The following is a 16,439-nucleotide window of genomic DNA, read 5'->3' as shown; positions in this document are numbered from 1 at the left end:
GGGAGCTTTTTCTTATTTAGCAGGAAATGTACTGACTGGAATTTCTGAATAGAATTGTTGAATTGTATCAACCAGTTCTTTTTGATGATGCTTAATGACGGGATGCCATAACTGAGCCATTCCACCTAAATAGTGAAGAAATACGATTGGTTCACCAGTACCGCCATGATCAAAGGCTGCAATTTTCACCCCATCATGTGATACTAAATCGAACCTTGCAGCTTTAATATCCATTTATTTAGCCTCTTCTTTCATCCTTTTTTGCAGATTTGGTTTCATACGGTTATTGATTTCTTGAAGTTTATTCATCATATCTTCTTCAATATTTCTTTCAAAGAAAGTGGCAAATTTACATAAATAAGCGATACTATCCGCGATTTCTTTTCCGATGTCTTCTGATATTTCTTGTTTTGCTAACCGAAATGCTTCTTCTTTCTCCATTCCTTCATGAATCAACTCATATTCGAGATTCATCATTTTTCTTAATTCTTCTGCAATTTCAGCGATTTCTGTTGTTAAGAGCATATGGTTTAAAAGCAATGATTCTCTGGATTGGCCAGCATTCTCAGTACTAATTTCCCACCCCTTCTCTTTTTGAAATCTCTCTAGTTCTTCGTGTATGTTTTTCAAGATACTTAACCCTCCGTTTTTTTACATAATATATTCTTCTTCGTTGTTTCGACGTTTCCTTTCTTTCACCCTCCAAATTTGCTATAATTTTACAAAATGTGGAGGTGTTTATGGAACACAAGACTGCCGACAGACCTGATTGGAAAAGAGTCCTCGAAAGATCGTTTGAAGTAGTGGAAAGAGAAGATTCATCTTTTAAAGGGAAAGTAACCGCTATTCATTTAAAAAAAGTATCAGAGCCACTTATTGTGAACTACAAAGACAGAAAAGTACGAATTGCCGATGCAGGCTATACATGGCTGCAGCATTTTCCTGAAGGAAAAAAATACACGGTCACTACAATTATGGATGACCACGGAGAAATCGTTCAATGGTATATCGATATGTGCAGAGATCATGGGGTAAATGAAGAAGGCATACCGTGGTATTTAGATCTTTATTTAGATATTGTAATTCTCCCAGATAATCAAATTTTCGTACTGGATGATAACGAACTCATGGAAGCGTATAGGAATGGAGATATTACTGAAAAAGAGGTTAAGTTAGCTAAAGATACAGCAGAGGAAATTATCAAAAATTTCAATGAAGGAAAATTTTCAGACTTGGATGTATGTAAAAAACATGCGTCTGAATGGCATTGTGAAAAAAAGTTTCTATAATGATAACAGAGGATGCCAAGAACCCTTCGGTTATCCTTAGCAGCCATGTAAAAATATTAAAACCAGAGGGGTCATCCCCTCTGGTTTACGTTCAATTGATAGGTTTGTTTTTCTTTAAAAAGCGCATAGCATCCTCTACTTCATCTAACACTTGGGATCCTAATACGCTTTCTTCTTCATCAAAATAGGTGACTTGAAAATAACCGCCATCACCTTGAGGAACATATCTCATCCTGACAAGTTCTCTCTGTTTGTCTTCTTCTATCCAAAACTCTAATTCTTGCTCCGGATTTTGCATGAGCTTTTCTATCTGATTATTTTCCATGGTTAAATGACTCCTCTAACTCTTACGAATGTTTGTCCATTATTTTCCCCTAAATTACAACGTCTAAACCATTAGCATTTTCCGACATTTCCTGGGGAATATTGACTATATCTATTGAATAAATTGAGAAGAACTGATTCGATTCGTCAAAACTTCCTCAGTACTCACAATTTCCGCAAATTCTCCATTTAGATGTGACAATGCTGTATCGTGCACTTCTTGAGCAGAGTACCGTTTTCCATCATAAGAAACCGTTCCAAATGCAGCAGTTGCATCATGGACAACACAAACGTCATATCCTAAATTTGCAGCCATTCGAACCGTAGTAGATACACAATGATTGGTTGTTAATCCTACGATAATTAATTGCTGGATTCCCTTTTTATCTAATTCTTCTTTCAGACTCGTTCCAATAAACGCACTATTTACACTCTTAATAAAAAGCGGCTCATCTTCTTTCGGTTCGAAACCTGTTTTCAGCTGATAACCTAATTTCGCTGGATATAGCGGTGCACTTTCATTTTCAGACTGATGCTGAACATGAAAAATAGGCAATTTAGCATTTCTAAAAGCATCCATTAAAGTGAGCATATTCACTTCTGCGTATGGATTGTTCCTTTTCCCCCAAAAATCAGCATCTTCAAATCCTTTTTGAACATCAATGATTAATAGGCACGCATTCTTCACACAGTTAGACTCCTTTTTTTATTAAAAAATAGTGAATCACCTTTCTTTTACTTTTCGTCGCGTTTATTCAATTTCCTTCCGTAATATTCTTCCTTTTCTTCTCATAATCTTTGAAAAGGACAAGTTGAGTATTAAAGGCTGGTGGCTTAATAATGGGCGAAATCGGTGGATGGATGTTTCAGTTTATCGTATTGGGGATTAGCTTGGCTGCTCCCGTAGGTCCAATTAAATTAGAAATGATAAAACGTGGTTTAAGGAGAGGTTTCTGGCATTCATGGCTAGTAGGTCTAGGAGCAGTAACGGCAGACTCCTTTTTCATGTTCTGTATTTTTACTGGCTTAACACCCTTTTTAAAGATTGGATTCGTTCAAATTGGTATGCTGTCGATCGGAATGCTGATGCTATTGTTTTTAGGGACAACTACGATAAAAGGAGCAGCTGCACAAAAAAAACTATTAGTAATAGACGGTACTACTGCCCAAGCACCTTATTGGACGGGCTTTATTTTAGCATTGATGAATCCATTTAATTTTGTGTTTTGGTTTGGGGTATACGGCGGTGCATTGCAAAGTCTGCCGGATCATTATGAAATCTATATGAATGGTTTTTTAAGCTGTTTTATATTAGTAGGGATCGTTTTATGGAATCTCAATATCGCTTTTACTGTTCATTTTTTCCGGGCGATTATCAATGAAAAGATTATTAGGTGGCTGATGGTTATTGCTGGTTTTGGCTTATTGGGATTCGCAGCCAATCTCGGAATAAAATTAGTTAATCTATTATCCTGAAAGCTTCAGAATAAAAAAAGACACTGAAACCCATTAAGTTTTAGTGTCTTTCTCTTTGATTAAAGATAATTATTTATCGTACTTTTCTCTGTCCAGCTGGCGGTCTTCTTCTGTATCAAGCTCTTCTTCGTACTCTTCATGTTTCCGGTTCTGCACAACCTTAACATTTTTGCCGGTGATATCTGTTGTTACAAATCCTTCATACGCTTCTACATAACCATCGTCATCGTCTGAGTCTTCATACATAGCATTATAATCTTCCTTTTCAGGATCTGCGAAATCGGATGGTGTTTCACTCGTTCCATATTGCGCTACAGATTGCCATGTGTCCTCTGAATCAAAGAAAGTGGCATCTTTATTATCGTTGCTCCGTCTAGAATAGTCCGGCCCTGCTACATTTTCTTCTATAGGACGGTCATCTGAAGAATGCTGCCCAGGGCTGTGCTCTTTACAATAAAGGGTAGATGGGACCACTTCTAACCGTTCTTTTGGAATATCTTCACCACAAGTTTTACAAACGCCATATTTTCCTCTTTCAATACTCATAAGAGCTGTATCGATGTCTTCCAGTTCTTTTTCATGAAGGTCGTTCAGCGCAATATCCTTTTCCCGTTCAAATAGTTCTGTCCCTAAGTCAGCAGGATGGTTATCATAATTTGATAATTCTCCTGTTGATTCTTTCGGGAATTCAGAATCGTTTCCAAACGAGTCGTTTCTTTCACGCATACCTTTTATCTCATCTTTACGTGATTTTAAAATTTGTTTAAAATGTTCAATTTCTTTATTCGTTAATGACATTTTTCAAACTCCCTTCCTAAATCCGTATACCATTTCATACCCGTTTTACTCAGAAATTATCCATCCCGTGTATTTTGTACAAATCGTACAAATGCTATACTTTACTTCCCGACCCTGACCTTGTGATAAGATTATTCATTCAAATAAACAGTTCTTTTTTACTAAATATCATCGGTTTAAAGGTTTACTCGCAAAAATATGTAAAAATGTGTTGAAAAATCTCTTTTTTTCCATGTTTTAGTAAGGTATGCTTATATTATCTTTATGGAAGCACTAGTAAGAAAGGCGGGTGTTACAGATGACGCTGTATAAGCAATTTGAGCGACGATTACTAAAAAACTATATACTTGGTTCAACAGCAGCCGTTCTTGGAGTAGGCGGCGTCTTCCTTTTTACAACACTGCGTTTTTCATGGAAAGAAATTTTTATGATCAGTAGTATTCTTTTACTTTCAAGCATCTTCATGTTTTCATTAGAATACTTATTTTTTCATATGCACACGGCAGTTTTCCGTTCTTATTATTCAAAAAAGGTGCCTTCTATTCAAATGGCGGAAAAAGTATATTTCCATGCTCATCACTTTCCTGTACGTACTGTAAAACGGATTTTGGGTCCACACTTATTTGGTTTGTCTATTCCGGCCATTACTTTTACTGCAGCCGCCATATATTTTGAGTTTTTATCACTCCCTTACTACTATATTTACCTTGCAACACTCGGAGCTATTTTAGTCGCGGGCATGCATGCGATCATCGAATTCTTTTTAACAACGAAAGCCGTTCAGCCTATATTAAAAGATATATTGGACCGAACACTAAAAGATCATGGTGTCACGCTGTCCCTTGCATCTTCAAGACACATATCCATACAGCGAAAAATACAGTGGAGCACCCTTTTTATCGGGACTTTCCCGCTTTTGCTTTTTGCTCTTGCAAACCAAGTGAGACTCTACCAAATTTCTGGAGCCATAAATAGTTCTTACTGGAGCTGGGCATTGTTTGTTCTCATTATCGGAATATCCTTTGCGATATATGGCGCATACCTCCTTTTCAAAGACATTCAGCAGCCGATGAACGAACTCCAGGCAGGGATGTATGAGGTAAGGACTGGTAACAGCAATGCCAAGGTAGACGACCTCTATTCAGATGAGTTTTCAAAACTAATCAAAGGGTTTAATCATATGGGACGTGCCATCCAATCCCGTGATCAAGAAAACAAACAGCTTCTTGAAAGTTTTTTTGCAACGATGGCTGCGACACTAGATGCGCGAGATCCCTATACAGCAGGACATAGTTTACGAGTTGCTGATTATGCAATGAAAATTGGGCAGATGGCCGGGCTGCCGTTCCAGCAGCTTCTGCAGTTAAGAAAAGCTGCACTGCTTCATGATATTGGCAAGATTGGAATACCTGATATGATTCTTTTAAAAGAAGAGAAATTAACAGATGAAGAGTTTGAGATGATTAAGAAACATCCTGTAATCGGGGCGGACATTCTTGCACAGGTTCAGCCATTTGAAGCAATGAAGCCTCTGCTTCCAGGTGTACGTTATCACCACGAACGGTTTGATGGAAACGGCTATCCTGAAAAACTGGCAGGTAACAGCATCCCGATCTTCGGCAGAATTATCGCAGTAGCGGATGCATACGATGCGATGACATCTGACAGACCATACAGAAAAGGGATGACTCATGAAAAAGCTTTGGCCATTTTAGAAGATGGACGAGGCACACAGTGGGATCCTTACCTTACGCAGCTGTTTATTGATGAAATGAAACTTAAATCAATTTCATAAAGGAGTTTTTCTTTTGAATTCATTTGAACGTTTCCCAGTAATAGATACAGAGCGACTTTCATTGCGGCCTGTTCAACAAAAAGATGCTGCTGAAATCTTTTCCACGTTCTCTGATGCAGAAGCATTAATATATTACGGGATGGAACCTTTAAAAAATGAAGAAGAAGCTTATTCTCTTATCGAAGCTTTTGATAAGGGCTACACTTCTGGCAGTGCCATTCGCTGGGGAATAACGTTAAAAGAGGAAGACAAACTAATCGGCACGTGCGGCTTTCACAATTGGAGCAAAACGGACATGAGGACAGAACTTGGTTATGAGCTTAACCGTAAGTACTGGAGTCAAGGCTATATGATGGAATCACTTCAGGCTATTCTGCATTTTGGATTCAACAGCATGGAATTCAATCGGATAGCAGCTGTAATCAGGCCAGAAAACTCCCCCTCACGTGACCTTGTAAAACGATTAGGCTTTACAGAAGAAGCCTTGCTGAAAGAGTATCAAAAAGCGGGCAGTAATTTTTATGATATGTATATATATTCCTTATTAAAAAAGAATGCAAAGTTATATTAAAAAGTTTCTCCATTCAGGGAGAAGCTTTTTTTGTTTAGTTCATCATGATGTTTTGAATACGTCAGCAAGAGGAATGGAATAAAAAAGGAGGTTTTTGATAATGGAACCGAAAGAAACGTTTTATGTAACGGCAAAAGGTGAGATTCAGCCGATTCAGACGGATGATCACATACATTATTTTGAAATTGAAGCCTCGTTAGAAGAAAAGCAAAAACTTGAACATCTTTTTTATGAAATGAAAGCCAATAACAAACAAGAAGGTTTGGATATCTTTAAACCTACTAGAGTATATGATGACTCCAATGCTATGTTTCACCGAGGGGTCGACAGTAAGCTTGTTTATGAACTATTCCGCTACCTCTATCTTCTGGGAACGGAACAAACGAAACGGGACATTGAGGAAATGAATGTTTTGCCTGAACTTTACGAATCCAGTCATGACCGAATTGAAAAAGTGAAGTAACATCGGAAAATTCCGGTGTTTTTTTATTTTTTCTCTTATCTTTATCTAAAAGCTGTTCATGTTCATACTAAAAGACTTTGGAGAACTCTTCTTTGAACAATTAATTAGAAAGGAAGGGCGAGACTCCTGCATGCCAGCTATCTGAATATACATCTAGAAAGGCATGCGACGAGGAAGCTAAGTTCGGCAGGATTTTCTTGAAGACGCAGGAGCAGGATTCATTCATTTTCTCCCTATTGTTCACCGCACACCCTGCGGAAAGCGAGCCCTAACCTCATCGCAACATTGATTGCAAAAAAAGCTAATTAAAAAACATACTGCTCCAGTTCATACATAGACTTAGTAAAGAAACCGGACAAGGTGCAATTCATTATAATCGCAAAGAGGGCATCAGACATGCTTGTTTTCTTGAACCGCCTAATAATTGAACTAAAGAGAGCCAATATCAGTGATCTATCCGCTCAATTAGCATACTATTTTTTATTATCTGTTTTTCCGCTTTTGATTTTTTTGCTTACACTGCTTCCCTATTTAAACTTAGAGCCAAAAGAGATCGTTCATTTTTTTCAAGAATACGCACCAGGCAATACAGGTGTTTTGCTGGAAAAACAAATTTATGTTTTATTGAACCAAACAAATACTAGTCTTTTGTCTTTTAGTATTCTAGCAGTTCTTTGGTCAGCTTCATCAGGAACCAACGCAATTATTCGAGCTATCAACTATGCTTATGGAACAGAAGAAACGAGACCCATCTGGAAAATAAAATTATATGGGCTATCCCTTACAATTGGAATTGTAGTTGTAGTGGTCATCACCTTGCTGCTGCCCGTTTTTGGAAAGACCATTCTTGAGGAAATTTCACGTTTCATTGATTTCCCCCGTCATCTTTCTTTGTTATTTAACTTTTTAAGGTGGATCGTTGGTTTTTGTGTTATGGCTTTGGTTTTAATCATGCTTTATTATTTAGCACCCAACCAGCGCTTTCATGTAAAAGAAGTATTGGTGGGTTCTATTTTTGCGACACTCTCCTGGCAGCTGATTTCCCTGGCCTTTTCATTTTATGTTACAAATTTCGAAAATTACTCTTCGACTTATGGCAGCCTGGGTGCCGTTATTATCTTGTTAATCTGGTTTTATTTATCAGGGATGGTTATTGTTATCGGAGGAGTCATTAACGCAGTGCTGTTTACGATAAAAAACAAAAACGAAGCCATACAATGGGGATTTTTCTTTCGACAATAAGAGATGATAGCCACCAAAAAGCCAACTCATTTTGTGAATTGGCTCCTTTTACATATTCATTCCCACTCGATTGTTAAATCTTTCTTAACCCAGAAGCGAACAACTCCAAGTTCGTCTAGCGCCGCTTTGAGACAGTCTACATTTTGACGTATGATAGGTGCATCGGCATTTGCCATCACGAGTGTTTTACCCGGATTTTTTTCATAGCTTTTAAGTAATGTAATAACCTGGTGATTGAAATATGCCTCAAAATACTCTTGCTGTTCTTCCTCGTTTCCTAATGCTTCAATAACAAGTGAATGGTATTCATTTTCTGCGATGAGATCTGCTCCGCTTAAGTCTTCAGCTCTTTTGGTTTCATAACCTTCTTGAATTAAGTACTTTTGCACCGCTTGAAGTACTTCCGATTTGCTCAACACAAAAGGGTCTGCTTTTAAAAAATGATATTTTTGTACAGGCAAACCGATCCCTCCTCTATCTTCTTTTTAAACATTTCGCATAATCAGTCTATCAATATTGGGGTACGTTATTTCGTATACCCGCAAAATAATAAAGAAAAACGGGCAGTCCAACCTGAAGTGTTAAGAAACTTATTTCCACTTCAGCCGTATTTCATTTAAGATAGAAGAAAGATAAAGTATATGGGGGATTTTTACATGTCAGAAAAAGCACAGAAAAGAGGCCAGTCCCGTACTTGGACCGTATTAGCAGGGATTGGTTTATTCTTTTTAAATAAATTAAAATGGCTTTTTACATTATTAAAACTTGGGAAGTTCGCCACACTTATCTCGATGTTTCTTTCATTAGGCGCTTATGCCGTTTTTTTCGGCTGGAAATTCGCGGTGGCGATTGTCTATTTAATATTTGTGCATGAAATGGGACATTTAGTTGCTGCCAAAAGAAAAGGTTTAAAAACATCACCCGCCATCTTTATTCCTTTTATGGGTGCTGCGATTGGTTTGAAAGAACTGCCTAAAAACGCAAAAGATGAAGCTTTTGTGGCCTATGCTGGTCCATTGTTTGGCCTACTTTCGTTTTTGCCGGCTGTATTTCTATATCAAACCACAGGTGAACCGTTTTGGGGTCTTGTCATACAGCTAGGAGCAATGATCAATTTGTTTAACTTGTTCCCTGTTTCACCACTTGACGGTGGACGAATTGTTGGAGTGCTTTCTACAAAAATTTGGTTTGTCGGGCTGTTAATTGTCATTCCCTATTTGTTTATATCCCCAGATCCGATCATGTTTCTCATATTTCTATTCGGGATCATGACATGGTGGAAGAGAGTTCGTGAAGATTTTGAACAAAATAAACTTGTGGCAACACTGGAAATATTTAATGCAGAGCAGCAAAAGCTTGCAGTCATCAAAGAAGAAATGGATGAATATCGTGATATGCCGAACTTCGAATATATAATCGGCACATATATGGAAGATGTTCGTGTGGCAAAAGATAGACTGAGAAGAAATATGCCATCAGGCTATGCATTTCCTTTTTTCCAGGATAAGAAGAAACTGGCTAAATACAGGGTACTCGTTGAAGAAGAAGTCATGATTCAGCGTGAACGTTTTTTATCAACGTTAAGAGAAGAGTATAATGCCGATAGAAAAAATAAAGAGTATGTGATTGAACAGTACCGGGAAAATGATCCAGACGGAATCACACCAATACCAGAGTTAGAACCTTTTGATCACCGGGCTTACTTTGATGCTTATGAGAACAGCATTCGGGTCGAACAGAGAAAAACAGAAGAACTGTACGATCAAAGAAAAAATTATTATGTGGCCAATATGAAAACGAAGATAACTGTTTTAGTTTTGTATCTTCTTTTAGCAGGCGTACTATCTGCGTTCCTTGTTTACGGCATGCATCTTATGGAAGTGAACAGACATCTAATCATGTGAAAGTAAAACACCCCGAACTTTTTCGGGGTGTTTTTTTGAGTCCTCCTTTTGTCATAAACTCTTATTCTGTTTAGTTCATTTGTCCGAGTACCGCTTTCCTTTTTCAAGGATATTTGACTTATCTTTCTATCTTTTAAAAGGGGTTCTGCTGCTTAACTCGAATTGTGAAGAAAAATAGCAGAATAAAGGAGCGACTCCAATGATTCGAAGTTTTATCAAAGTCTTATTTTCACTAGCATTCTTGTTTGGCCTGTTTACGAACACCGTCTCTGCTGAAAAAAGCACAGCAGAAAATAATAAAGTAATGAATGTTGCTGGCCAAGATCTGTATGTCGATGTTGCCGCGGCAACTCTCTGGGGAAGTCCGAATACTGCAAGACCTTTGGATGCACCTTCCCTCTCTAATCCTGTAGATCTCAGAGCTTGGACAACTAGTATGTCTTATGATGAAAAGCTTTGGCTTGTGGGCGAACTGGAAACCCAAGCTTTGTATGGACAAAAAGTACATGTACTTGAACAGGAAGGCGATTGGGTAAAAGTAGCTGTCTATGGTCAGCCAACTCCACGAAATGAACTTGGATATCCAGGCTGGATGCCAGTTAGCCAGCTTACAACCTCTGACCGGTTTGAGCATTTAGATGGGAAACCATTCGCACTGATCAAGAGTCCAACAGCATGGCTGAGTAAAACCCCTAATGGCAAAAAGAAAGACCTTGAATTGAGCTACAACACAAAACTTCCGGTTTTAATCAAACTTCACCATTCAATCGCTGTTTTAACGCCTGAAGGGAAAGTTCGCTGGCTGGACACAAAAGACGCTGCGGTTTATAAGAGCGAAAGCGAAATACCTGGCGCAACAGGTGAACAGCTTGTAAAAGAAGCGAAGAAGTTCTTAGGACTTCCATACCTGTGGGCAGGGGCTTCCGGTTTTGGATACGATTGTTCAGGATTCACATACACCGTTCATAAAGCGAACGGCATCACGATTCCGAGAGATTCCGGTCCTCAGTCAAAAGCAGGATTGATTGTAAATAAAGAAGATTTGCAGCCAGGTGATTTGATGTTTTTTGCCTATGATGAAGGGAAAGGTCGCGTGCACCATGTCGCGATGTATGCAGGTGAAGGTATGATGATCCATTCACCGAATACGGCATCAACCGTTCGAATCGATCCCATCTCAACTCCAGCATATGCTGTGGAGTTTGCAGGTGCAAGAAGATACGTGCCAGAACAATAAACAACGGAAACAGATGGATCTAAAAAGACTCAAAAGGGGGCAATACAGTCCTCTTTTGAGTCTTTTTTGTATGATAGGATACGTAAAAGCGTACGGGAAATCCAATCAGAAAAAACGGCGGGAAATTGAAAAGCCATTTTATTTCTGTACTAAAATGAGCAAACTCACATAAGCAAAATGTAAAAACACGAAGGGAAATAAATGGTTTGGGGTCAGTCCCCCCTTATTCTAATCCTTTAATTTTGAGATCTTTAACTGGCATAAAGGTTTCCCCTGTATCCAAGTAGTTTACTCCTACTTGATCTCCTTCTTTTAAATAGATTGAGAGCGGGCTGTTTTCAGAAGATACGATATAACTTTGACGGTTGTCTAAAAGAAACGAAACGATTGTAAAGTCTCCTGATTTTTCTTTGTACACTCGAACGACCGTACCCGTTACTTGTTTAGCTTCTGCCTTCGAATTGCCATCAACAGAGCTTCCCCCCCTTTGCAATGCAGTCTTATATTGCTTCAACGCCTCATTTGGAGTATTTGCATAAGCTGAAATTTCTGGGTTTGCAGCTGAAACGATAAAATAGTTTTGCAGAAAACCGTTTGAATCCAGTACAGGTGTCAGCCAGCTAGCTTCACCATAAAAGTTATACAAAACAGGCATCTCGCCATCCCATTTCTTTTCTATGAATCTCTTTTCGATGATCTGAAGTGCACCTTGTGAATCCATGTACGATTCTTTTAGATTACCAGTATAATAAGTCGCTTCACCTGTTCTCGCATTCGTTAACGAGTAGCCAAGCATTGAATCAACGCCTTCTTTTGGACTTGTGAAATCGGTGAAATAATACATTTCTCCATTTTCATCAAAGATCGGGCTCACATTCGCCTCTGTTCCTTCATCTGATGGCAGCTTCACGTCTTTTTTCCCAAATACACTATTCCAAAACCCGTGTACATAGTTTCCAAAATAACTATTTTGGAGACTAACTGCTTCAGGGGATACCGCTCCGTCCACAAACGCCGGAACATCCTTTATTTTATAGTCTCTCGTTTTGCCATTCTTCGGATCCACCAAAACAAGGCCATTTACTTCAAAGCCATTACGCGCTGAAACAAACTGTCCATAAGAGCGAATATAGAAAGGTTTTCCATCATTATCGATCTCTAATTGAGGATCACCATAAAAGATATATTGTGGATACTTGGACCGCATGTGTCTTTCAACGTTTTTGCCAAAGAATGAGGATGGCGTGTATGCCATTTCCTGTTTGACAAACTTGGGATTATCGGAAGAATCTGTGGCACTTAGCATAAAGTAGCCAGGCGTTATGTCTCCCTTCCACCATTTAAACAAACCTGAGAATTCAACGGGAGCAATATAAACATATTCTCCTTTCACCTTTTGTATCTGCAAATTCCCCAGTTCATAATAACTCGTGTTCGGCACCTGTCCGAACGATTTCCTCATCTTATTCCGTGCAAATTTTGGCGGGACACTCGCAGGCGTTTCTTTTTCATCAAACGTTTCAATCTCTGTCTTCTGCTTCATTTTAGCTGTATCATATTTTTCATTTGCATTAAATAGGAATGCTGTAAAGAAAACGATGGCAACGATCACACTAATACCAAACAGTATTAATTTGATTATCCGCTCTTTTCCAGTCGCAAAGAACGTACCGAGCGCTGTAACAATAATCGCTAATAACCATAATGATGACAAATTCCGATCAAGATTTGTAATGTAATAAAACAGGAAAACAATCGGAATGGTAATGATTAATGTACCAATTATAACTGCTGGTAAATTGTTCTCCCTTTCTTTCTTGGTAGATTTTTTGCTTTTATGGATGGAGTACGGCGAAATGATTAACGCCGAAACAATTCCAACAATAATAGAAAACAAAAAGATGTTCATTTAAAATCCCCTTTAATCAATTTTCTTTCTTATCATTCATACGAAGAATCATACAAAAAGTTCCATCTTCTATTGACGCTTCATTATGCAGAACAGAAAAAGAGCTTAAAAAGACTTAAGCACTTCATCTGCATCAAGATGACTCGTATTATTGAGGAAATGGACTACCTTTCTGTATTCTTTTATCTCCAGCAAACTAATCCCTGTATCGCCATTTAAAAAATAAAAGTCTTGTGAAATAGGCATATGAAAAAAAGATCGTAATAAGCAATTGATCACCCCGCCGTGGGCAACGATTGCAATTCGCTTTTGTGTTGATGCTGCTAATATTTTGGAAAAGATCGTTTCAATTCTCATGCAAAACTCGATATGGGATTCACCTTCTTCATATCGATCATGCAGGTGAACAGGACGAGGATACTTTTTTGCTTCTTCAAATGCAAGCCCTGCCTGTACACCATTGTTATATTCCATGAGTTCTTCTTCCAGCTGTAAGGGAACTCCTGTTACTTCAGACAAGACCGTGGCTGTTTCACGGGCTCTTTTCAATGTACTTGCATAAATAATTTCCGGCAAAAAATCTTTTTTTACTTTTTCAGCCATTGCTCTAACTTGCTTTCTTCCTCTATCTGTCAATTCAAAGTCTGCTCTTCCTTCATGAACCTGTAAAATATCAGCCTCTGATTCTCCATGTCTAATCAATAAGATTTGCAAAATATCTCCCCATTTCTTTTTCTCTATTACCATCCATACACCATTTTACTATATAATGGAAATATAGAACGCAAGTAATTTTTCGTTAGAGGTGATAATCATGAAATTTCAATCGAAAATTGACCTTTGGCTGGTGATACTCATTTTTGGTGCTTTGGCAATCAGCTTCGGCAGTGCATTAGTTCCTGTTTTAAAAGGTGATGCTAGTATGAACCAAGCTTTGGTTACAGTACTTCTTGCCGTTTTCTTCAGTGGTCTGTTTATATGGCTAATGAAAACCACTTATTATGTATTAGATGATAAGGAACTGATTATTCGTTCAGGACCTATTCGAAAGAAAATTCATTATTATGAAATTAAATCTGCCCGAAAATCGCGAAATCCGATTTCTAGTCCTGCATTGTCACTTAAGAGAATCGAGATTCTACATGTATTCGGTATGGCATTGATTTCACCAAAAGACCGTGATAAATTCCTTACGCTGTTAGCTAAAAAGTGTCCAAACGCATCGATCGTGATAGATAAATAACGCAGAGGTGAATGATATGCTTTTACAAGCAGTATTTTTGGATCGCGACGGTACGATCGGCGGATCCGAACATATCGAATATCCAGGTGAACTGAAACTATTTCCATATACAGCGAAAGCCATTGAACAACTGCAAAACCAGGGAATACGCGTTTTTTCTTTCACGAACCAGCCTGGCATCAGCAGAGGCGAAGCGGCAGAGGAAGACTTCATAAAAGAACTGAACGGATTTGGATTGGATGGTGTTTATCTATGTCCCCATCATCACCGCGAAGGGTGTATTTGCCGAAAACCAGGAACGGGAATGCTTGAAAAAGCCTCGGCGGATCATAACATTGATTTAAATCAATGTGCCGTAATTGGAGACCGCTGGACTGATATTGAGGCAGCAAAAAATGCTGGCTGTACGGCCGTGTTGGTTTTAACTGGTTCCGGAAAAAAAGCCTTGGAAGAAAATCATCATCGCTCTACAGTACCGCCAGATTACGTGGCAGATCATATTGCGGACGCTGTTGAATGGCTATTAAAAGCAGTAAAAGTTTAAATAATGATCCATTAAAAAAAGCCCTTTAACAGGCTTTTTTTGAGTTTATTAATGAATTCCTTTTTTCTTAAATCGGCCGCCTTTTACTTCAGCAATATCCGCGATCGCGAGGAAGGCACTCGTATCGAATTCATCCACAATATCTTTTAGTTTAGCTTCTTCCAGACGAGTAATGACGCAGAAAACGACTCCTTTATCATCACCGGTATAAGCGCCTTTTCCTTTTAAATACGTAACGCCTCTTCCAAGTCTGTGAAGAATCGCCTCACCAATTTCTTCATGACTATCACTAATGATCCAAGCTGATTTGGACTCTTCCAATCCTGTTATTGTTACATCGATTGTTTTATAAGCAATGAAATAAGCGATTAATGAATACATCGCACGGTCCCAGGAGAACACGAAACCAGCTGCTCCTAAAATAAAGATGTTAAAAAACATAATAATTTCACCGACGGAAAAAGGAATTCTCGAGTTTGAAAGAATAGCCAATATTTCTGTTCCGTCTAGCGAACCACCGCTTCGGATTACCATTCCAATTCCAACACCTATAAAAATGCCTCCAAATACTGTAGCAAGAAGCAAGTCTTCCGTAAATGCAGGTACTGGATGTAAAAATGAAGTTGCAAATGAAAGAACAATAATGCCATATAAAGTTGAAAATGCAAATGTTTTACCAATCTGTTTGTAACCCATATAAATAAAAGGAAGGTTGAATAGAAAGAGGAAGATCCCCAGCTTAGCTCCTGTTACATGAGAAAGCATGATGGATATACCTGTTATTCCCCCATCAATAACATGGTTTGGAATTAAAAAGATTTCAAGGCCCACTGCCATTAAAATAGCTCCGAACGTAATTAATACGGCACGTATCGCAAGCTTTCCTTTTGTTAATTTGCGGTGCTGTCTCGTCAGCTGCTCTAACATTCCTTCATTGACCTGTGCTTCATCAGTCATCATTTATTCCCCCTCTTACAGTCTTTTCTTTCATGTTCACACTAACTCCTCCTTTAACGCATTTTTGTTACACATTAAGGAATGGATCATATTAAGGAATGGATCATAGTCTGACATCAATTTCTGTTTTTATCTTTTCTGTTTTAGCAATGCCTAAATATTTTAATGTTTCTGATGGACTGGAGTGACTAAAGTGTTTCTGCAGAAGTGAGATCGCGACGCCGCGCTTATACGCATGAAACCCAAACGTTTTGCGCATGGAGTTTGTACCGATCTTCTCTTTGATTCCTACCTCTTCAGCAGCTTGGTGAATGATTCGGTAAGCTTGCTGGCGCGAAATAGGCAATCTCGTTTTTCTTGATGAAAACAAGTAGTCCTCACACTTTAAATCAGAAGTAAGAATATAATGCTGAAGAATTTTACGAACGGTTTCGTTTAAATAAATATCCTTTTGGGTTTCAGCATCCTTGGAAGATAGGCAATAAAATGTTTTAATCATGAAATCCTCAGCCATAACATCTTCTACTTTAATTGAAAGAATTTCAGTAATCTTTAACCCTGTATTAATGCCAAACACAAAAAGAACATAGTCCCGTTCTGATTGTTTTTTTAAATAGCGTTTTATCGCATTGATCTGCTTAATATCCCTTAATGCTTCCACATATTCCATCAGGATCATCACCTTAA

Annotated in this window: 20 protein-coding genes; 10 read left to right on the top strand and 10 right to left on the bottom strand. The window is 38.3% G+C overall.

The annotated features are described in order from the left end of the window. Positions 1-12: 12 nt before the first annotated feature. Both J2X07_RS03825 and J2X07_RS03820 read right to left on the bottom strand, forming a co-directional pair. Positions 13-234: an alpha/beta fold hydrolase gene (locus J2X07_RS03825; RefSeq protein ID WP_310256609.1), complete on the bottom strand. Its 222-nt coding sequence runs from the start codon at positions 232-234 to the stop codon at positions 13-15. Further along, positions 235-630, bottom strand: coding sequence for a hypothetical protein (locus J2X07_RS03820; protein ID WP_310256607.1), 396 nt, complete (start codon positions 628-630; stop codon positions 235-237). Between the two features lie 110 nt (positions 631-740). Between J2X07_RS03820 and J2X07_RS03815 the strand changes: the two genes are divergently transcribed. After that, positions 741-1,289, top strand: a complete 549-nt coding sequence (locus tag J2X07_RS03815) for a DUF402 domain-containing protein (RefSeq protein WP_310256605.1) — start codon at positions 741-743, stop codon at positions 1,287-1,289. A gap of 91 nt (positions 1,290-1,380) precedes the next feature. Here J2X07_RS03815 and J2X07_RS03810 read toward each other — a convergent pair whose 3' ends face one another. Beyond that, a complete protein-coding gene (locus J2X07_RS03810; RefSeq protein WP_310256604.1) occupies positions 1,381-1,614 on the bottom strand; it encodes a hypothetical protein in 234 nt (77 codons plus the stop codon). A gap of 111 nt (positions 1,615-1,725) precedes the next feature. Next, positions 1,726-2,301, bottom strand: coding sequence for a cysteine hydrolase family protein (locus tag J2X07_RS03805; RefSeq protein WP_310256601.1), 576 nt, complete (start codon positions 2,299-2,301; stop codon positions 1,726-1,728). Positions 2,302-2,453: 152 nt separating this feature from the next. On the opposite strand from J2X07_RS03805, the gene J2X07_RS03800 reads away from it, so the two are divergent. Beyond that, complete coding sequence (locus J2X07_RS03800) at positions 2,454-3,089, top strand: LysE family transporter (RefSeq protein WP_310256599.1); 636 nt, start codon at positions 2,454-2,456, stop codon at positions 3,087-3,089. Positions 3,090-3,158: 69 nt separating this feature from the next. On the opposite strand, the gene J2X07_RS03795 is transcribed toward J2X07_RS03800, so the two are convergent. After that, positions 3,159-3,887: a TraR/DksA C4-type zinc finger protein gene (locus J2X07_RS03795; protein WP_310256596.1), complete on the bottom strand. Its 729-nt coding sequence runs from the start codon at positions 3,885-3,887 to the stop codon at positions 3,159-3,161. A 298-nt stretch (positions 3,888-4,185) separates the two neighbouring features. On the opposite strand from J2X07_RS03795, the gene J2X07_RS03790 reads away from it, so the two are divergent. The 4 genes from J2X07_RS03790 to J2X07_RS03775 all read left to right on the top strand — a co-directional run bounded on the left by J2X07_RS03790 (position 4,186) and on the right by J2X07_RS03775 (position 7,958). Continuing rightward, positions 4,186-5,682 carry an HD-GYP domain-containing protein gene (locus J2X07_RS03790; RefSeq protein WP_310256593.1) on the top strand — a complete coding sequence of 499 codons (1,497 nt, stop codon included), beginning with the start codon at positions 4,186-4,188 and terminating at the stop codon, positions 5,680-5,682. Positions 5,683-5,695: 13 nt separating this feature from the next. Next, the gene (locus J2X07_RS03785; protein ID WP_310256590.1) at positions 5,696-6,253 is read left to right on the top strand and encodes a GNAT family N-acetyltransferase; all 558 of its coding nucleotides are present in this window, start codon (positions 5,696-5,698) and stop codon (positions 6,251-6,253) included. Positions 6,254-6,353: 100 nt separating this feature from the next. After that, complete coding sequence (locus J2X07_RS03780) at positions 6,354-6,716, top strand: hypothetical protein (protein WP_310256586.1); 363 nt, start codon at positions 6,354-6,356, stop codon at positions 6,714-6,716. A gap of 396 nt (positions 6,717-7,112) precedes the next feature. Further along, positions 7,113-7,958 (top strand): YihY/virulence factor BrkB family protein, encoded by an 846-nt coding sequence (locus J2X07_RS03775; RefSeq protein WP_310256584.1) that lies wholly within the window; start codon positions 7,113-7,115, stop codon positions 7,956-7,958. Positions 7,959-8,014: 56 nt separating this feature from the next. Here the strand turns inward: J2X07_RS03775 and J2X07_RS03770 are convergent, their stop codons facing one another. Further along, entirely contained in the window at positions 8,015-8,419 is a 405-nt protein-coding gene (locus J2X07_RS03770; protein ID WP_310256583.1) for a hypothetical protein, read from the bottom strand. A gap of 195 nt (positions 8,420-8,614) precedes the next feature. On the opposite strand from J2X07_RS03770, the gene J2X07_RS19955 reads away from it, so the two are divergent. Together J2X07_RS19955 and J2X07_RS03760 are read left to right on the top strand one after the other, a co-directional pair. Continuing rightward, positions 8,615-9,862, top strand: coding sequence for a site-2 protease family protein (locus tag J2X07_RS19955; protein ID WP_396193562.1), 1,248 nt, complete (start codon positions 8,615-8,617; stop codon positions 9,860-9,862). A 202-nt stretch (positions 9,863-10,064) separates the two neighbouring features. Further along, positions 10,065-11,099, top strand: a complete 1,035-nt coding sequence (locus J2X07_RS03760) for an NlpC/P60 family protein (protein ID WP_396193585.1) — start codon at positions 10,065-10,067, stop codon at positions 11,097-11,099. A gap of 223 nt (positions 11,100-11,322) precedes the next feature. Here J2X07_RS03760 and J2X07_RS03755 read toward each other — a convergent pair whose 3' ends face one another. Both J2X07_RS03755 and J2X07_RS03750 read right to left on the bottom strand, forming a co-directional pair. Beyond that, positions 11,323-13,008, bottom strand: a complete 1,686-nt coding sequence (locus J2X07_RS03755; RefSeq protein ID WP_310256577.1) for a hypothetical protein — start codon at positions 13,006-13,008, stop codon at positions 11,323-11,325. A 105-nt stretch (positions 13,009-13,113) separates the two neighbouring features. Further along, positions 13,114-13,722, bottom strand: coding sequence for a histidine phosphatase family protein (locus J2X07_RS03750; RefSeq protein ID WP_310257391.1), 609 nt, complete (start codon positions 13,720-13,722; stop codon positions 13,114-13,116). 100 nt (positions 13,723-13,822) lie between these two features. Here J2X07_RS03750 and J2X07_RS03745 point away from each other — a divergent pair, with 100 nt between their 5' ends. Both J2X07_RS03745 and J2X07_RS03740 read left to right on the top strand, forming a co-directional pair. Then, positions 13,823-14,251 (top strand): PH domain-containing protein, encoded by a 429-nt coding sequence (locus J2X07_RS03745; protein ID WP_310256574.1) that lies wholly within the window; start codon positions 13,823-13,825, stop codon positions 14,249-14,251. Between the two features lie 16 nt (positions 14,252-14,267). Further along, positions 14,268-14,795 carry an HAD-IIIA family hydrolase gene (locus J2X07_RS03740; protein ID WP_310256573.1) on the top strand — a complete coding sequence of 176 codons (528 nt, stop codon included), beginning with the start codon at positions 14,268-14,270 and terminating at the stop codon, positions 14,793-14,795. Positions 14,796-14,843: 48 nt separating this feature from the next. Here the strand turns inward: J2X07_RS03740 and J2X07_RS03735 are convergent, their stop codons facing one another. Together J2X07_RS03735 and J2X07_RS03730 are read right to left on the bottom strand one after the other, a co-directional pair. After that, positions 14,844-15,755, bottom strand: a complete 912-nt coding sequence (locus J2X07_RS03735; RefSeq protein WP_396193561.1) for a YitT family protein — start codon at positions 15,753-15,755, stop codon at positions 14,844-14,846. Positions 15,756-15,855: 100 nt separating this feature from the next. After that, positions 15,856-16,422, bottom strand: coding sequence for a tyrosine-type recombinase/integrase (locus tag J2X07_RS03730; protein ID WP_310256570.1), 567 nt, complete (start codon positions 16,420-16,422; stop codon positions 15,856-15,858). Between the last annotated feature and the right edge of the window lie 17 nt (positions 16,423-16,439).

The sequence above is a fragment of the Fictibacillus barbaricus genome, assembly GCF_031457135.1.
Classification (GTDB): Bacteria; Bacillota; Bacilli; order Bacillales; family Fictibacillaceae; genus Fictibacillus; species Fictibacillus barbaricus_A.
Note: the sequence above shows the minus strand (reverse complement) of the source record. Positions and strands in the feature narration are given on the sequence as shown.